The sequence below is a fragment of the Orenia metallireducens genome (assembly GCF_001693735.1).
GTDB classification, from domain to species: domain Bacteria; phylum Bacillota; class Halanaerobiia; order Halobacteroidales; family Halobacteroidaceae; genus Orenia; species Orenia metallireducens.
Genome location: NZ_LWDV01000010.1, coordinates 495,020 through 509,894 on the forward strand (window position 1 = coordinate 495,020; position 14,875 = coordinate 509,894).

Consider the following 14,875-nt stretch of genomic DNA (forward strand, 5'->3'; position numbering starts at 1 on the left):
CTTTACAAATAACTTCCTCAATTATATAGGTATGTGAATTCAAAATGAAATATTAGTGGTATATTGAGACACTTTAGTAATCAGTGACAAGTAACGGGTAACGAGTAAAAACCTTCTCTCGTTATTGTCTTAATATCTCTCTAAAGACATATTTAAATGAGTAAAAAGTCTGTTCTTATCACTATTCACTCATCACTTATTAAAAAGGCGAGCTAGTTGCCCGCCATTAGTATTGTATTATTTAATTAACTCCATTACAGCTTCTTTTAAATTAGATAATTTCTCATCAGCAGCTAAATTACTATCTGCTACAACAGAGAAGTAGAATTTAATTTTCGGTTCTGTACCAGATGGTCTAACTGTTACTAAGCTATCATCTTCTAATAAGAATTGTAATACGTTGGATTCTGGCAAATCGATAGTCTTCTCTTCTCCAGTAATTATATCATATTCTCTGCTAACCAAATAATCCTTGATAACTACTACCTTCTGGCCATTGATTTCTGCTGGACTATTTTCACGCAGAGATTTTAATAAAGAAGCAATCTTTTCCTTTCCTGCTTTTCCTGGCATCTTAATTGCTTCTAAATCTGCTTTATAATAGCCATACTCCTCATACATTCTCATCAACTCTTGATAAAGTGAACTATCTTGAGATTGATAATAAGCTGCCATCTCAGCAATTAACATTGTTGCTACTATAGCATCTTTATCGCGAGCATGAGTCCCATATAAATAACCATAACTTTCCTCAAAACCAAATAAATATTCTTTATCATACTTTCCTTCTTCAAACTCTCTAATCTTTTCACCAATATATTTAAATCCTGTTAAGGTATCCATTACATCAAGATTATATTTTTTAGCAATAGGATTAATCATTTCAGTTGTTACAACAGTTTTGATAACCACAGCATTATCAGGAATCTCATCTAAAGATTTCACTATGTATTCAGTCAATAATATTCCAACTTCATTCCCATTTAAAAAGACCCAATTATCATCAGTATCCTTGACAGCAATACCTACCCTATCGGCATCAGGGTCATTAGCCATAACCAATTGGGCATCTGTTTGATCAGCTAATTTAATCCCCATCTCAAAAACATTAGGCTCCTCTGGATTAGGATAAGCTACTGTAGGAAATTCTGGGTCTGGTGCTTCTTGTTCCTTAACCACATGTAAGTTCTTAAAACCTAATTCCCTTAAAATTCTCTTTACAAGCATATTACCAGTCCCATGTAATGGAGTATAAACAAGATGGAAATCATCAGCTACTTCTTTGATTACTTCAGGATTTAAAGATAAATCCTTTAAAGTTTTGATATACTTATCATCCATTTCAGGGTCAATAATCTCAAATAATCCTCCTTCTCTAGCTACTTCTTCTGAAGTAATCTTTACCTCTTCAAAGTTCTCAATAGCATTGACTTCAGCAATAATACCTTTATCATGAGGTGGAACAATCTGACCTCCATCTTCCCAATATACCTTGTAACCACTATATTCTGGCGGATTATGGCTTGCTGTCAGCATAATACCAGCAGTAGCTTCTAACTCTCTAACTGCAAAAGAAAGCTCTGGAGTTGGACGTAAATCATCAAATAAATAAGCCTTAATCCCATTAGCTGCCAATACCAATGCAGCTTCTATAGCAAATTCTCTAGACTTATATCTAGAATCATGAGAGATTACAACTCCCTTAGATTTATCACCATTTTCAGTAATATAATTAGCTAATCCTTGAGTAGCTTTTCTAACTACATATTTATTAATTCTATTGGTTCCAGCACCAATAACTCCCCTTAATCCACCAGTTCCAAAGTCTAAACTGGTATAAAATCTATCTTCAATCTCTTTTTCATTCCCACTAATTTTTTCTAACTCTTCTTTAGTCTCTTGATCGAAATAATCATTATTTAACCATGCTTGATATTTACTTTGGTAATTCATTATAAACACCTCCTTTTATCCTATATTTTAACTATTATCAATAACAATATTTAAAGACCTTTAATCTGTTTAATCTCTTCTTGAGAGTAACCTAATTCCTCTAGCTCTGCTTTTAATTCAGCTAAATCTCTAATATAAGATTTAATCAACTTACACTCTCCAATAAGTTCATACTCACCAAGGGCTGCTGGTAATAAGAGAGTTTCTCCTGCCTTTAGATCCATCTCTCCACCTTCATAAGAAAGCTTTGCCTTACCTTCTAATCCCATCAATACATAAAAACGCTCATGATTAGTATCAGCACTATACTTTTCAGTAATATCTAAAGTTTCTGTAGTAAAGTAAGGGCAAGCTACTAGAATAGTTCTAACATAACCATCCTCTTTTATCTCTAAACCAACTACCTTATCTTCGGGTTCTGCACCAAACTCAATTACATCTAAGGCAGATTCAATATGTAATTCACGAGGCTTGCCATCTTGCCCCATTCGATTCCAATCATAAACTCGATAAGTAGTATCAGAGTTCTGCTGAATCTCTGCAATTAAGATCCCTTCCTCAATGGCATGGACAGTTCCTGAAGGCATATAAAGGACATCTCCAGCCTCTACATTAATCTCAATTAAGTTCTCTTCTAATCTTCCCTCTTTGATAGAAGCAGCAAACTCATCCTTATCTACTTCAGGCTTAACCCCATAGACCAATTTAGCATCTTCTTGGGCATCAATCACATACCACATCTCTGTTTTCCCTAATTCTCCATTCTCATACTGATGAGCATATTCATCATCTGGATGCACCTGTACTGATAGTTTATCATTAGCATCTAAGATTTTGATAAGTAAAGGAAATTTTTCATAATAATCCTCTTTAGCTTCAACCCCTAGAATCTTCTCTCTCTCTTCTTTAATTGCTTCCATTAAACCTTTTCCTGCTAAATTACCATTACTAATTACACTTGTACCATTCTCATGGGCTGCTATCTCCCAGCTCTCTCCGATTGACCCTGCTGGTAATTTCCTAGAGAATTTCTCTTCTAAAGCCCTACCTCCCCAGATCTTTTCCTTATAAATCGGCTCAAACTTTAATGGATACATTATTTTCTCATCCTTTCTATATTGTTATAATAAATTCAAATTTACTAAAGCAGTAGCAACTGCACCCTTAACTCCTACATCACTACCTAACTTAGCAGTAGTGATTGTTGTACCTTCTGCTAAGAAATCTAAAGCTCTAACCTTCACAGTCTCCTTCACCTTAGCCTCAAATAAATCCCAAGAAGCAATAACTCCACCACCAATAATAATCTTCTCAGGGTTAAAATTATTAATTAAGTTAGCCAACCCTATACCTAAATAATTTGATCAATTATCTCTTGAGCTAGCTGATCACCCTTTCTAGCAGCCTCTGCAACAGTAGCACCATTAATTTCTGCTAAATCCTCTACCAATTCAGCAATTAAAGTATCTTTACCTGACTGTACAGCCTCTTGACCCATTCTACCTAAGGCAGTACCAGAGGCTAAGACCTCAAAACAACCATAGTTACCACAACCACATTGCAAATCGCTATAGGGATCTAAAGTAGCATGTCCCACTTCACCTGCTCCACTATTTGCTCCATGAACAATCTCATTATTAATTATTACTCCAGCACCAATCCCAGTACTAATAGTTATGTAAATTAAGTCACTAACACCTTTTCCTGCTCCAAACCACTTCTCTGCTAAAGTAGCAGCATTGGCATCATTCTCTAAAAATACTGGTACTTTAAACTCTGCTAACTCTGCTAAGACATCTACATTCTCTAAATCTAAATTAGGAGGATTGACAATTACTCTCGTTTTGACATCTAAAGGACCTGGACTACCTAACCCAATTCCTTTAACTGCTTTCATATCAATCTCTGCTTCTTCTAAAACATTATAAATAGTTTTTTTGATGTTATTAAAGATTTTATCCTTACCCTTCTTAGCTTCTGTAGCTACTTTACACTTAGCTATAATATTTCCCTCTAAGTCTGCTACAGCAGTTAAAATCTTTGTACCACCTAAATCAACACCTACTACATAAGATTTAGCCATGTCATCACCTAGTTTCTTTTTTTATTAGTTGCTAGAAGCTAACAGCTACAAACCAATAGCTACTTGATACTTATACTATAAGTACAAGAGAATTCTACTCCAGGCTGTAGAACTTCGATCCCTTCTTTAGTCTTCAAATTACCATCAGAATCTTTCAGATCAGCAACCCCATACCAAGGCTCAATACAGATAAAAGGTGCTCCACTTGGTGGTGACCAAATACCCATATACGGAAAACCAGCAAATTCTACTTTAACCTCTCTATTGGACTTCTTGCTCTTTAATGAAACTGACTTTGATTTTAAACCTTTTAGAATCAAAGCATCATTTTGAAATAAGTCTTCAGCTAAAGGTTTAATATTATTATTAGCTAAAAATTCTATAGTGGTATCACTCAATAATCCTTCATCTAATAAATAAGCTCTTAGCTCTTTATCCTCTTCAAACTCTAAATAATAGTCCTCTTTATTCTCTCCTTCTTCTAAAGGCCAATTAAAGGCTGGATGAGCTCCTATAGAGAAAAACATAGTTTCCTTATCTTTATTTTTAACAAAATAACTAATCTCAACCTTATTAGCTACTAGTTTATACTCAATATCTAATTCAAACTGATAAGGATACTTCTTTAATAACTCTTTGTTACTTACTAACCTGTATACTACCCTTTGCTCCTCCTGCTCAACTAAATCAAATTGATTGTCTCTAGCAAATCCATGTTGAGTAAGATTGAAGATTTCATCATTTACTTTATACTGATCGTTCTTTACCTTACCTACAATCGGAAATAATACTGGTGCATGGCGTCCCCAATACTTTGGGTCAGCCTTCCATAAATATTCTTGATTATCCTCTTTTAGCTCTAGACTAGTCATCTCTGCTCCCTGACTAGCTATCTTAACCCTAATTAATTCATTCTCTATTATTGTCATTATCTTTACCTCCTATATTCTTTGTATTTGAAAAATAAGTTAGTAATCACTACCTTAATACCTTTCTATTGTATCAAATTTCTTGACACCATAAAAAGTAATTTTAAATAAAATACCTAATTTTCATCTATAACTTTAATCTATCTTGCCTAGCAAGCTCATAAATCTCTGACCCCAATTAAGATGCTTTAATTCCTTCTTTATTGTTTAGTAATATAAAATAAATTATACCTGTTACCAAAGCTATTAGACTAAGGTATAGATAAAGGTTACTTCCTCCTAATTTATCATAAATAACTCTACCAATTAAGCTGGCACATATAGCACTAATACCACTAGTAGTAGCATATAGATTCTGCCCTGTAGCCTTAAATCTATCGCCACTATTTACATTAATAAAGTTGATAGGTGTGATCGGATTCCAAAAGACTGAAAAGATGGTCATAATCAAAATAACTATTAAGAAATTATCAGTTAATAAAAAAGAAAAGCCAAATAATATCATACCTATAATAGCAAACATTAGTAATCTTTTATTGATTCAATAATAATCAGATATAAGACCCCAAATTGGCAAAGTCAACAAAGCAACTCCTTTTGCAATTCGTTGATTAAACCAAACAGATAGATAAATAGAATAAACTTAGTTCTTTTTGTAATATGCTTAGAAAAAGATTAATAATAATTTTGCTTAATTCTGAAAGGAAATTGGATTAGATAAAATAAAAAATCAGACATCATCTAGATAAATAAAAACTAAATCTAGAAGGATGGCTGATTATAATTAATATCATAATCATTAAATTAAATAAATATAAACAGGATTTAAGCTGGTGTAGATTTATAAGCCCTTTATGCAGTTGTTTATTAATATAGCTATCAAAATCTAAAGTAAAATCTATAAATAATCTTGTATTTTTATTTTTTACTCGTCACTCGTTACCGTAATCAAACTTAAACTTAATTTAAATTTCACCCTAAAGTTGGGTGACTATATTAATCTCTATAAACTACAATCTACTTCTAATACTATCTATCTTAGCTCTAATATCTTCTGCTCCTACTATCTCTGTTACCATAGAAACACATTTCGCACCAAGACTAATAATCTGCTCTACATTCTGCTCTTTAATTCCACCAATAGCTACAAAAGGGATCTCAAAATTATTAGCAACATACTCTAAATATTCTAAACCTACAGGATCACAGACATCCTCTTTAGTATAGGTTTTGAAGATAGGTCCTACACCAATATAGTCTGCCCCTCTCTTGACAGCATCTTCAGCCTGCTGCGGCGAATGGGTTGACAGACCTATTATCTTATCTTCACCAAGCAACTTTCGCACCTCTTCTAGAGGTAAATCCTCTTGACCGATATGCACACCATCTGCATCTATTGCCATAGCCAAATGGATATCATCATTAATGATAAAGGTTACCCCTGCTTTCCTAGTCATCTCTCTTAACTTCTTACACTCCTCATATTTATAAAGCATCTTCTTCTTTTTTTCTCGATACTGAATAACCTTAACTTCAGCAGCGATCATCTCCTCTACTACCTCAATATTGCTTCTTCCTAAAGAAAACTTTTCAGCAGTAATACAGTATAAATCAGTAGTTAACCTCTCTTGCTTATTCATACCCTTCCCTCCAATACAGCCTCTAAAATCAAATCGGCCTGTTTAGCTGCTACTATATTAACCCTAGGAGATAAGGGAGGATTATCATCACTCACCTCAGTAATAAAATCTCCTACTATATAAAAATTATCATTAAATCTCTTAGTCTGAATTTTATCAGTATTTCCCCAGCCAGCCAAGCCTGAAGCAAAGACTAGAAATTTATCTGAATTGATATACTCATCTACTATCATCTTCTTACTCTTTACTTCATCAAAGGCCTCTACTATAATATCACAATCATCGAAGAATTGACTAATATTATCACTGTTTACTCGCTTTACTATAGCTTCAAACTCTAAATCAGGATTGATCTTTAGAAGATTCTCCTTTAAAGCCAATACCTTTGCCTGACTTACTTGCTCAGTAAAATAGAATTGGCGATTTAAATTAGGGTACTCGACCTTATCAAAGTCTACAATAACAAAGTTCTTAAAGCCACTTCTTACTAAATTAAAGGCACAGTTAGAACCAAGTCCTCCTGCTCCACCGATTCCTACCTTAACTGACTGTAATTTATTTAAATTTTCTTCTCCAATATAACCTACCACTGCCTTTTCAAAGTCATTCATTTAATTAAAGCCCCCCATACTGACTTAATTAATATATAATAACATCTAAATATTTTAGATTAGTAATTATAAATTTAATTAAAGAATAAAAATTTTTTGCCACGGATAAGCACAGATTTTCACGGATTAAAACCAAATAATAATTATATTTTTTGTTAATCTTTTATCTGTATTTCATTTATACTAATCTGTGGCTAACTATTTCATTTCTTTTTCTTGTCCTATATAGTTAATAATTATTCATTACACATTATTAATGGCTTTATAATTGTTGCCAATCCTTAAAGACAGGTTGATAACCTCTATTTAACAATAACTCCTTTATCTCTGCAACGGTTCTTTCATCAGAGATATCAAATTGTTTTACCCCTTTATCCTTAGCATATCCACCAACGGCTGTTGAAGACTCTGCTGACATCTTAGTAATACCTAAAGGTAATAGATTGTCTCTTAACTTATCACTCTCTCTAGTAGATAAGCTGATTCCTACACGTGGTAAAAATAATCTATAAGCTAGAATAATCTGTACCAAGGCAAGATCATCTACAATGGAATTTGATTGAAAAGAACCTAAATGGGGGCGTAACCTTGGCAAAGAAAGACTAATCTCAGTATCCATATAATTATTCTGAAGATAATTAGCATGTAAGCCAGCAAAAAAGGCCTCTTTTCTCCAATCATCAAGCCCTAATAACGGACCAATATTGACCCGTCTCATCCCTGCTTGACAGCCCCGTTCTGGAGCATCTAATCTAAAGCGGTAGTTTTTCTTAGGTCCTGTAATATGTACCTCATCATAAATCTCTTCATTATAAGCCTCTTGGTAGATTGTTAGTCCATCAACCCCAGCTTCTACTAATTCCTTATACTCTTCAGTCTTCATTGGATAAACCTCAATAGCAATAGAAGAGAAGTATTCTGTTAAAATCTTTATAGAGTCTTTGATATATGAAACTGGACTATGCTTTCTTGATTCACCTGTTAGCACTACTAAATCTTTAATCCCTTTATCCATAATAGCCTTAGCCTCTTCTTCAACCTGATTTATAGTTAACTTATTCCTTTTAAATCCATTCTTAACACTAAAGCCACAATAAGCACATTGGTTAACACAATAATTAGCCAAATAAAGGGGAACATATAAGAAGATAACCTTACCAAAGTTCTGAACTGTTAATTTATGAGCCTTCTGAGCCATCTCTTCTAAATAATCACTGGCTACTGGTGATAATAAGACTAAAAAGTCTTCCTCTCTCAATCTATCCTTAGCTAAGACCTTCTCTACATCATATTTAGTAACTTGAGCAAAAAAACTATAGAAATCAATATTTTTTACTCTTTTATATTCTTCATAAAAACTCATGACTACTCTCCTTTTAAGAATCCTGTTAATGGTGATGAAGCTGAAGCATAATCTTTGACTGCTCCTAATCCAGCTAGATAGGCTATTCTTCCTGCTTGAACTGCATAATCAAAGGCTTGTGCCATCTTCACTGGATCACTAGCTGTAGCAATAGCTGTATTAACCAGTACTGCATCTGCCCCCATCTCCATCGCTTCAGCAGCATGGGAAGGCTTTCCTATACCAGCATCTACAATTATTGGTAGATTAATTTCATCAATCAAGATTCTAATTAACTCTTTAGTCTTTAAACCCCTATTAGAACCAATTGGAGCCCCTAAAGGCATTACTGCTGCTGCACCTACCTCTTCTAATCTCTTAGCTACCATTAAATCTGGACTAACATAAGGAAGTACAACAAAGCCTTCTTTAGCCAAAATCTCTGTTGCTTTAATCGTCTCTTGGTTATCTGGCATTAGATACTTATTATCAGAAATCGCCTCAATCTTTATCCAGTTTCCACAACCTGCTGCCTTAGCAATTCTAGCTATTCTTACTACTTCCTCAGCCGTTCTAGCTCCAGAAGTATTAGGTAACAAAGTAAAGTTATCTGGAATATAATTAATCACATTCTCTTCTGGATTATCAAAATCAACTCTACGCAAAGCCATGGTCACTACTTGAGAGTTAGATGCTTCTAAAGTCTCTCTAATAACCTCCTTACTAGGAAATTTACCTGTTCCAGTGAACAATCTACTTTCTAACTCTACTCCACCAATTATTAATTTATCTTCCATTATTTCACCCACCTCCTACAAATCTAAGAACCTCTAAACTATCTTGATCCTTTAAAATAATATCTTCCCACTCTTCTCTACCAACAACTCTCTTGTTGTACTCAATTACTAAGCGGTCCAATTCAAGACCTTTGCATTCTAGAAATTCTGTCAGTTTTACTTTCTGCTCTAAAGTCTCTACTTGACCATTTATCTTTATCTTCATCCTTTCCCTCCCTTATAAAATAAAAATGCTCCCTACATAGGGAGCATTTTTTAGTAAAAAGCCTAATTCTATTATTAAGCTTATCTATCTAAATCCGCTTCCCTACGCTGGTATTAACCAGATCAGGTTGAAGAGTTGGAGATAAAGTGAGTTCTTAGTTTCAGGGGGAGTTTTTTATCTCCCATTGAAACTTAGTAGAACCAATCCAGGACCATAGTGCTTCTTTATCTTCCACTTAGTAGAAGTGGGAGTTTTAGAAGCACTTAGGTATCGGATAAATCTCCTCTCAGCCTATAACTTAGGCACCCCTAGCTTTATATTCTATTGTAACCTTATTATAAATTATATCTACTTTAAAACTTTATTTCAATAACTTAACCCAAATATAACAGATTATTTTTTCAATCTATTGTTAGCTTCTACTACCTGATTGATAGCCTCTAATTGTTCTTGAGAAACTTCCGACCCTTCTTTAATCTTAAAGTATAAATTAGTAATTGCGTGAGTTACCTCAGTCATTAAATCCTTTATCTTTTCAGCTGAATTTAAAGTCTCTTCAGTTTGAGCAGAGACCTCTTCACTAGAAGCTGAAATCTCTTCAACTACTGAGCTGAGTTGTTCACTAGAGATAACCTGATTTTCAGAAGAAGACATCACCGCTTTCATCTTCTCTTCAACTTGATTTGACAATCTATTGATTTCATCAAAAATATCTATAATGCTCTCCTGAGAGCTATCTTTAGACTTACTCATTACAGCAACAGCGGCTTCTACAACCCCTTCAATCTCTTGAGTAATACCTTTAACCTCTTTGGTAGCCTCTATACTTTCAGTTGCTAATGCCTTAATCTCTTCTGCTACCACAGCAAATCCTCTGCCATGCTCACCAGCCCTTGCAGCTTCAATAGCAGCATTTAGAGCCAATAAATTCGTCTGATCTGTGATTTGCATAATCCTATCAGAGATTTTTCCTATCTTATCAGCACTTCTTCTTAACTCTTGCATTGTATCAGCAGTTTTATGAACAATTCTAGTTCCTGACTCTATCTTCTGACTTGTATTCTCTATACTCTGATAAGTATCTTTACCTGCATTGGAAATCAGCTTAGCCTGTTGAGATAATTTGTTAACCCCTCCTTGCACCTCTTGTAAAGATACTGTTACTTTTTCTACAGCTGTAGCTACTTCGACATTTCCAGAAATTAAATCTTTAATCACAGCAAAAGCTTGAGTAATCTCATTATCGACCTCATCAGCAATCGCTTCCATCTCTTGAGATGTATCAGTTACAGTCTTTACTTTACTAGCAGCATCTTTTGTCCTTTTCTTAATTATAGCAGTTAAATTGCTAACCCCATAAGAGATAACAACTCCTAATATAACTCCAATAAAAAGACTCAACATCACTATTACGATTACCCTCTTTTTTATACCATCAGCATAATCTATAACCTTTCTAATATTTTCATCCAACTTATTCCAAACCATCTTGTTTAAATCATTATTAGCTATATTCATACCTAACATAAGTTGACCATCTATCGTTTTTAATTGCATCTTTCTTTGATTCTCTAGCTTGTCACTAATTATCAACTCATCAGTTTTAGCCTTAAATTCTGAATTCAAAGCAGCAATCTTATCTAACTTATCTTTCATCTCTTCGTCTTTTATATGTTCTCCCAACTCATTAACATATTTCTCTAGAAGCCCATTATCGTTAAATAATTTTAAAGTATTAGTACCCATTAAATCAATATACCAGCGATAAATATTAATCTGTTTTATCATCGATTCTTTAGAAATTTGAGAATTTAATTTAACAACAGGTATTACATCGTCTTCTATTTCATTAACTCTTTGACTAATCTGATTTGTGTTGTACCAAATTATTCCTCCCGTTAATAGACTAACTATTATCAATAACAGAAATCCTACTTGAACCTGTCTAACAATTGTCGTACTAGCTAATATCTTGGTCAAATAATTTACTAAGCTTTTGACAATTTTATTATCCTTTATCTTCAACTTCTTTATAAGTTGTTTTAATTTATTCATAATTTACCCTTCCTTTATATTAATTTTATAAGATCTGTCGGTCTAGTCCATTAAAATCCTATTAAACTCACTAATTCTTACAACTATCTGCTTTCTATACTTTTAAACCTTGATTTAAAAGACTGATGATAAAACTAACATAGCTATCACAAATTATCATATAAGAAAATCCTCTACAAATAAATTACCTAAAGTAAGCTAAATTATTATAAAAAATTTTATTATGTTAAATCAAGAAATCTTATAAGCAGAACTAAAACCCATCATTCTTTATTAAATTATAAGACTATATACTAATAAAATTTAACTTCTGCTACCAATTTCAGAATTCATCTTTTACTTAATATTATTCTATTATTAATCTATAAATCCTCCAAGATATAGATATTTATTAAAAAATTATATAAAATAATATAATGCTTTATTCTACAAATTTAGTTACTATCCTATCACAAACAAAATAAGTGTGAGTATCTTGTATCAAGTTCTACTCACACTTATACTAATATTCTACATCATCACTATTACAATTTTTCCTATTAATATATATTACTAGAAATATTAAATCTTAATCTCTTTAAACAGCGCTTTATTAAATAAAGTTGACTCATTATAATAATTAAAGAGAATTACTGTATAATCTTCTTCTACATCTACAGTAAAGCCATCAATAACATTTAAAATATTGTACTTAAAGGTCTCAATCTGAATCTGCCGTTGTATCTGTCTAGAGCTTAAGTCAATTAGCTCTGGTAGATGTTCTTTAATCATCTGTTCATCATTGACAAAATCTTTAAATTTAGATTTATAATCTTCAATCTCATATTTATTTAAGAAATCTGGCAGATCTACCTTCCTTCTTCCTAATAATAGATCAAATTTTAATAGCTCATCAAAAAGATCCTCTTTAGCCTGACAATATTCTCGATAAAATTCCTGTAAGTACTCATATAAACTCTCTAGCTTATGAGAATATCTATAATATCCCTTCTTCTCCCAAAATTCAGCCAAAGATTCATACATATCAAAAGGGGTATCATAAAAGTTTTTTTCAATAAATTCAATACTATAATCAAAGTGATGGGAATTGCCAAATGTCTCTAATACCTCTTCTATCATCTTCAATTTTAACATCTGACTATAACTTAGCTCTTTACTTGCTAAGACTTCATAAGGTGGCATTGGAGTATAAACATATTCATACTCTCTCTCTCTTACACGTAAGCCAGAGCCCTTAATTAACTTTAAAAATCCTAGCTGCAATCTTCCTGGCCTAAGGTTATAGACATCATTAAAAGAATTTCTAAAACTCTGATAATCCTCTTTTGGTAATCCAGCAATTAAATCCAAGTGTAAGTGAATATTCTCAGGTTCAAATAGTCTTTTAACCACTTCACTTAATCGTTCAAAATTCATCTTCCGATCAATTAACTCTAAGGTTTCTAAATTGGTAGACTGTACACCAATCTCAAACTGGAAGTATCCCTTAGGTACCTTAGCTAAAAACTCAATTACTTCATCACTCAATAAATCTGCTGTTATTTCAAAATGGAAGTTCATCTCATGGTCATCGGGCTTATTCTCTAATAAGAACTTAAAAATCTCTAAAGCCCGGCTTTGATTACAGTTAAAGGTTCTATCAACAAACTTAACCTGTTTAACCTTAGCCTTGATAAATTTCAACAACTCTCTTTTTACCCTCTCTAAAGAAAAATATCTCACTGAAGATAAGGTGGATGACAAGCAATATTGGCAGTTAAAAGGGCATCCACGATTAGATTCAAAGTAGATTATTTTATTCTCTAACCCTTCCATACTCTTATATGGAGAAGGTATCTCGTCTAGATCATCGATTACGGGACGAGGATTATTCTTGATAATCTTATCATCTTCTCTATAAACTAAACCTTTTACTGTAGCTAAATCTCCATCTTTACTTAACTTGTCCAAAAACTCTTTAAAGGTAATCTCGCCCTCACCACAGATAATATAATCAACTGCATAGTTCTCTTCCATTGTTTTAACTGGGTCAAAGGATACCTCTGGTCCTCCCAATAAAATCTTTACTTCTGGCTGTACCTTCTTTAAAAGGCTGACAACCTCTAAAATCTGTTCTATATTCCAGATATAACAAGAAAATGCAATAATATCAGCCTGCTGCCGATAAAGCTCAGCTACAACATCATCACTATGCTGATTAATTGTATACTCCTCTAAAATAATATCAAAGTCATCCTCACAATAGCTTTTGATATATCTTAAAGCTAGGGATGAATGTATGTATTTAGAATTTAATGTAGTAAGTAAGGTTTTCATATTGATAACTCCTTTATTATAGTTTACAGTGTACAGTTAAGGTCTTTAAAAACCGAAGAAAATTTCTGTTTGAATGAAATAAAAATTGAGCTGAAATTTAGAGTCTAATCAAATTTTAAATAAGGAATATGATTAATGATAATAATTAGCACTTTGGTGGCTAAGTTAGTGGGCTTTGCCACGGAAAGTCTTGATCGGGTTTACCACGAAGGGTTTGCTTTTTAAACCCGTAGGTTAGACTCGTAGGTACATTTTCTTCTTGATTGGGTTTACCACGAAGAGTTTTTGTTCTGGGCTGCCCTTGCCACGAAAGGGTTGCTTTATAACCCCTGAAGGTAAAACTCGTAGGTTTGGCTAGATTTTCATCAATGAAAAACGTAACCCGCCCTTAGGCGGAATTGCTTGACTTTAAACTTTAGATTATAAGAATTAAAATGATTTGTCAATTAATTATTTATTACAACTTAAAAAAACCCCTACTTGTACAAGTAGGGGTTTAAGTTAAATATACTATTTCTGAGGTTTACTTGGAACAGAAATACTTGATAATGCATTACCTGCTTCCATATCACTCTTATCTTGTACAGCTAAATCTCCTAAAGCAACAATACCCACTAGGTTTCCATTCTCAACAATTGGTAATCGTCTAATTTGGTTTTCTGCCATCAGCTGAGCAGCCTCCTCTACACTCATTTCAGGATTACCATAAACCAAATTACTAGACATACAATTTTGTACTTGATCATTAGCATTTCCATTTACAGCAGTATTACGTATAGCAATGTCACGATCTGTGATAATACCTACAGGTTGAGCTCCATTAGTAACTGGAACAGCACCTACATTAAGATTTTTCATAATCTGTGCTGCTTCATTTACAGTAGAGTTAGGAGCAACAGTGGATACATCACTAGTCATAATATCTCTGATTTGCATATTAATTA

The 14,875-nt window shown here is 33.1% G+C and carries 12 protein-coding genes and 1 pseudogene; all 13 read right to left on the reverse strand.

What is annotated here, in order from left to right:
• Positions 1-237: 237 nt before the first annotated feature.
• The 13 genes and pseudogenes from U472_RS14385 to U472_RS14445 all read right to left on the reverse strand — a co-directional run bounded on the left by U472_RS14385 (position 238) and on the right by U472_RS14445 (position 14,867).
• Positions 238-1,953, reverse strand: a complete 1,716-nt coding sequence (locus U472_RS14385; protein ID WP_068719436.1) for a phospho-sugar mutase — start codon at positions 1,951-1,953, stop codon at positions 238-240.
• A gap of 50 nt (positions 1,954-2,003) precedes the next feature.
• A complete protein-coding gene (locus U472_RS14390; protein ID WP_068719437.1) occupies positions 2,004-3,050 on the reverse strand; it encodes a type I phosphomannose isomerase catalytic subunit in 1,047 nt (348 codons plus the stop codon).
• A 24-nt stretch (positions 3,051-3,074) separates the two neighbouring features.
• Positions 3,075-4,036, reverse strand: a pseudogene (locus U472_RS14395) (ROK family protein).
• A 59-nt stretch (positions 4,037-4,095) separates the two neighbouring features.
• Positions 4,096-4,965, reverse strand: coding sequence for an aldose 1-epimerase family protein (locus U472_RS14400; protein ID WP_068719438.1), 870 nt, complete (start codon positions 4,963-4,965; stop codon positions 4,096-4,098).
• A gap of 178 nt (positions 4,966-5,143) precedes the next feature.
• Positions 5,144-5,488, reverse strand: a complete 345-nt coding sequence (locus U472_RS14405; RefSeq protein ID WP_068719439.1) for an MFS transporter — start codon at positions 5,486-5,488, stop codon at positions 5,144-5,146.
• Between the two features lie 487 nt (positions 5,489-5,975).
• Positions 5,976-6,605, reverse strand: a complete 630-nt coding sequence (gene thiE / locus U472_RS14410; protein WP_068719440.1) for a thiamine phosphate synthase — start codon at positions 6,603-6,605, stop codon at positions 5,976-5,978.
• On the reverse strand, positions 6,602-7,216 hold the full coding sequence (gene thiF, locus U472_RS14415) for a sulfur carrier protein ThiS adenylyltransferase ThiF (protein ID WP_068719441.1): 615 nt from the start codon (positions 7,214-7,216) through the stop codon (positions 6,602-6,604). Before thiF ends, thiE begins: the two co-directional genes overlap by 4 nt.
• Positions 7,217-7,478: 262 nt before the next feature.
• The gene (gene thiH, locus U472_RS14420) at positions 7,479-8,579 is read right to left on the reverse strand and encodes a 2-iminoacetate synthase ThiH (RefSeq protein ID WP_068719442.1); all 1,101 of its coding nucleotides are present in this window, start codon (positions 8,577-8,579) and stop codon (positions 7,479-7,481) included.
• A gap of 2 nt (positions 8,580-8,581) precedes the next feature.
• On the reverse strand, positions 8,582-9,355 hold the full coding sequence (locus U472_RS14425; protein ID WP_068719443.1) for a thiazole synthase: 774 nt from the start codon (positions 9,353-9,355) through the stop codon (positions 8,582-8,584).
• Between the two features lie 4 nt (positions 9,356-9,359).
• Complete coding sequence (thiS, locus tag U472_RS14430) at positions 9,360-9,560, reverse strand: sulfur carrier protein ThiS (RefSeq protein ID WP_068719444.1); 201 nt, start codon at positions 9,558-9,560, stop codon at positions 9,360-9,362.
• A gap of 393 nt (positions 9,561-9,953) precedes the next feature.
• Positions 9,954-11,615 (reverse strand): methyl-accepting chemotaxis protein, encoded by a 1,662-nt coding sequence (locus tag U472_RS14435; RefSeq protein WP_068719445.1) that lies wholly within the window; start codon positions 11,613-11,615, stop codon positions 9,954-9,956.
• A gap of 561 nt (positions 11,616-12,176) precedes the next feature.
• Positions 12,177-13,931: a B12-binding domain-containing radical SAM protein gene (locus tag U472_RS14440; protein WP_068719446.1), complete on the reverse strand. Its 1,755-nt coding sequence runs from the start codon at positions 13,929-13,931 to the stop codon at positions 12,177-12,179.
• Between the two features lie 510 nt (positions 13,932-14,441).
• Positions 14,442-14,867: a CBS domain-containing protein gene (locus U472_RS14445; RefSeq protein ID WP_068719447.1), complete on the reverse strand. Its 426-nt coding sequence runs from the start codon at positions 14,865-14,867 to the stop codon at positions 14,442-14,444.
• Positions 14,868-14,875: the final 8 nt, after the last annotated feature.

Bases quoted from the DNA above. Each gene is read 5' to 3' on its own strand.
- U472_RS14405 (WP_068719439.1), bottom strand. From the start codon at position 5,488: ATGTTTGCTATTATAGGTATGATATTATTTGGCTTTTCTTTTTTATTA.
- thiE (WP_068719440.1), bottom strand. From the start codon at position 6,605: ATGAATAAGCAAGAGAGGTTAACTACTGATTTATACTGTATTACTGCT.
- U472_RS14390 (WP_068719437.1), bottom strand. From the start codon at position 3,050: ATGTATCCATTAAAGTTTGAGCCGATTTATAAGGAAAAGATCTGGGGA.
- U472_RS14400 (WP_068719438.1), bottom strand. From the start codon at position 4,965: ATGACAATAATAGAGAATGAATTAATTAGGGTTAAGATAGCTAGTCAG.
- U472_RS14385 (WP_068719436.1), bottom strand. From the start codon at position 1,953: ATGAATTACCAAAGTAAATATCAAGCATGGTTAAATAATGATTATTTC.
- thiF (WP_068719441.1), bottom strand. From the start codon at position 7,216: ATGAATGACTTTGAAAAGGCAGTGGTAGGTTATATTGGAGAAGAAAAT.
- U472_RS14440 (WP_068719446.1), bottom strand. From the start codon at position 13,931: ATGAAAACCTTACTTACTACATTAAATTCTAAATACATACATTCATCC.
- thiH (WP_068719442.1), bottom strand. From the start codon at position 8,579: ATGAGTTTTTATGAAGAATATAAAAGAGTAAAAAATATTGATTTCTAT.
- U472_RS14425 (WP_068719443.1), bottom strand. From the start codon at position 9,355: ATGGAAGATAAATTAATAATTGGTGGAGTAGAGTTAGAAAGTAGATTG.
- thiS (WP_068719444.1), bottom strand. From the start codon at position 9,560: ATGAAGATAAAGATAAATGGTCAAGTAGAGACTTTAGAGCAGAAAGTA.
- U472_RS14445 (WP_068719447.1), bottom strand. From the start codon at position 14,867: ATGCAAATCAGAGATATTATGACTAGTGATGTATCCACTGTTGCTCCT.
- U472_RS14435 (WP_068719445.1), bottom strand. From the start codon at position 11,615: ATGAATAAATTAAAACAACTTATAAAGAAGTTGAAGATAAAGGATAAT.